This window comes from Citrobacter sp., assembly GCF_050252275.1.
Classification (GTDB): Bacteria; Pseudomonadota; Gammaproteobacteria; order Enterobacterales; family Enterobacteriaceae; genus Citrobacter_A; species Citrobacter_A amalonaticus.
The window spans coordinates 1-2,751 of record NZ_JBFWLF010000409.1 but is presented as its reverse complement, the minus strand read 5'-3'; the positions used below and the strand labels follow the sequence as shown (position 1 = coordinate 2,751).

Below are 2,751 nucleotides of genomic sequence, written 5' to 3'. Positions count from 1 at the left end.
CCGATCTAACCAGTTCACCGTCAACCCACAGCTGTGGGAAGGTCGGCCAGTTTGCATATTTTGGCAGTTCTGCGCGAATATCCGGGTTTTGCAGAATATCCACATAGGCAAAACGCTCACCACAGGCGGAAAGTGCCTGCACAGCCTGGGCGGAGAAGCCGCAGCTTGGCAGTTTTGGAGAACCTTTCATATACAGGAGAATCGGGTTTTCAGCGATCTGGCGCTGGATTTTTTCGATAGTGGTGCTCATTGTCTTGCTTCCTTAACTTCTTTTACGGCAGTCGACTGACATTGTAGCGTTTCAGAGCGACATCGGAAAATAACATTTTCATTACGCTTTACTATTTTATCGTCTGAACGCATAAGTTGCATTCCCAATAATAGTTTCCTCAGTGGCTGTGCCGAAAGTGTGCGCAAAATAAGCAGATTTAGCTTTGGCTGCTGTTTTTTTTTGCACTCAATAGCGAAACCGTATTTTTAACAATAAAAGCTATTAACTTTATTCGTTTCTATAGATTAGAATCATCAGGTTTTGTAAATCACACGCAGGTATGATTACGACCTGCCTTAACAGAGGAATGCTCAGTGGCGCGGATAAACCGACTTTCCCTCACGCTCTGTGCTTTGCTATTTACAACGATTCCCTTTATGCCGATGGCACATGCGTCCAAGCAAGCCAGGGATACGGCTGGTCTTACGGATAGTAAGAAAACCAGCAACAAAAAGAAAAGTACGGCCACAGCAAAAAAAACGAATAAAACCCTTCAAAAAACCGTCAAGAAAACGACCAGCAAAACCAGCACGAAAACCGCCTCTTCTTCTAAGAAAAAAATCACCGCCTCTGCCAAAACCAGCAAAACAGCCAGTCGCAAAAGTAAAACCGTCGCTGCGAAAAAGACAGCCGCTGTCAGCTGGAGTGAAAAGTGCACCCCGCGTAAAGGACACAAGCCGACGTGTGTGAAAGTGAAGAACACGACGTCAGGAAAGATTGCGGATGCCCATAAAGTGAAAGTGCAAAAAGCGACCAGCACGGCGATGAACAAATTAATGAGTCAGATTGGCAAGCCGTACCGCTGGGGTGGTACGTCTCCGCGCACCGGTTTCGATTGCAGCGGTCTGGTTTATTACGCTTATAAAGATCTGGTTAAATTCCGTATTCCGCGCACGGCAAATGAAATGTATCACCTGCGTGATGCCGCACCGATTGATCGTGGGGAATTGAAAAATGGCGATCTGGTGTTCTTCCGCACTCAGGGACGTGGTACTGCCGATCACGTCGGCGTTTATGTCGGCAACGGCAAATTTATTCAGTCACCGCGCAGCGGTCAGGAAATCCAGATCACATCGCTCAGCGAAGATTACTGGCAACGCCACTATGTCGGCGCTCGCCGGGTCATGACACCCAAAACCATTCGTTAAAACTTTACCCTGTTGTTAACGCAACAGGGTAAGTTCATCTTTTGTCTCACCTTTCAATTTGCTACCCTATCCTTACGCACAATAAGGTTATTGCGCGAAATACTATTAATAATAAGGAGAGAAGCAATGTCGTTCGAATTACCTGCACTACCGTATGCCAAAGATGCGCTTGCGCCGCACATTTCCGCCGAGACGCTGGAATATCACTATGGCAAACACCATCAGACCTATGTCACCAACCTGAACAACCTGATCAAAGGCACCGCCTTTGAAGGGAAATCACTGGAAGAGATCGTACGCAGTTCGGAAGGCGGCGTGTTCAATAACGCTGCTCAGGTCTGGAACCACACGTTCTACTGGAACTGCCTGGCACCGAATGCTGGTGGCGAGCCAACCGGCGAACTGGCTGACGCGATTACCGCCTCTTTCGGCAGCTTTGCCGAGTTCAAAGCGCAATTTACCGACGCGGCGATCAAAAACTTCGGCTCTGGCTGGACCTGGCTGGTTAAAGGAAAAGAGGGCAAGCTGGCTATCGTTTCCACCTCCAACGCTGGCACGCCGTTGACCACCGACGCCACGCCGTTGATGACCGTCGACGTATGGGAACATGCGTACTACATTGACTACCGCAATGCGCGTCCTGGCTACCTTGAACACTTCTGGGCGCTGGTAAACTGGGAGTTTGTAGCGAAGAACTTCGCCGCGTAAAAAAGATAACGCAGAAGGGAATCCCTTCTGCGTTTTTGTCCTGCCGTTAACTGGCGACGCACACTTGTTCAGGTTGTTTTCTCGCCGAGACAAACACCAGCAACAGCGCCATACCCGCCACAATCGCCCCCATCACAGGAACAAAGCTGTAGCCTAATCCGCCTGAAATGACGGCCCCGCCAGCCGCAGCGCCCAGCGCATTTCCAAGGTTAAACGCGCCAATGTTCACGGAAGATGAGAGACCCGGCGCTTCATGAGCCACACGCATGACGAGCATTTGTAACGGAGGGACGACCGCAAAGGTTGCCGCCCCCCAGACCACCATGCTGACCGCCGCGCCCAGTTCATTCTGCGCCATGAAAGGGATCGCCAGCATAATTACCATCAGCAGCAGCAAAAAGCCCTTCAGCGTGCCGTTAACCGAGCGATCGGCCAGTTTCCCTCCTAGGTAGTTGCCAATGGAGAAGCCCACACCGATCAGAACCAGCATCCCGGTCACAAAGGCCGGTGTCGCATGGGTGATGCTTTGCAGAACAGGCGAAATATAGGTATAGAGAGTGAACATGGCGCCCGCTCCTAGTACGGTAGTCAGTAGCGCGGAGAGCACCTGAGGACGCATCAGCA

Annotated in this window: 4 protein-coding genes; 2 read left to right on the top strand and 2 right to left on the bottom strand. The window is 50.6% G+C overall.

What is annotated here, in order from left to right:
* A partial coding sequence (grxD, locus tag AB7E14_RS22480; RefSeq protein ID WP_428169989.1) for a monothiol glutaredoxin 4 occupies positions 1-250 on the bottom strand: 250 nt, incomplete at its 3' end.
* A 335-nt stretch (positions 251-585) separates the two neighbouring features.
* Between grxD and AB7E14_RS22475 the strand changes: the two genes are divergently transcribed.
* Entirely contained in the window at positions 586-1,419 is an 834-nt protein-coding gene (locus tag AB7E14_RS22475; protein WP_316962274.1) for a C40 family peptidase, read from the top strand.
* Between the two features lie 126 nt (positions 1,420-1,545).
* Positions 1,546-2,127: a superoxide dismutase [Fe] gene (gene sodB, locus AB7E14_RS22470; protein ID WP_043000811.1), complete on the top strand. Its 582-nt coding sequence runs from the start codon at positions 1,546-1,548 to the stop codon at positions 2,125-2,127.
* A 46-nt stretch (positions 2,128-2,173) separates the two neighbouring features.
* Here the strand turns inward: sodB and AB7E14_RS22465 are convergent.
* The coding region (locus AB7E14_RS22465) for an MFS transporter (RefSeq protein WP_428169988.1) at positions 2,174-2,751 on the bottom strand (578 nt) is incomplete at its 5' end.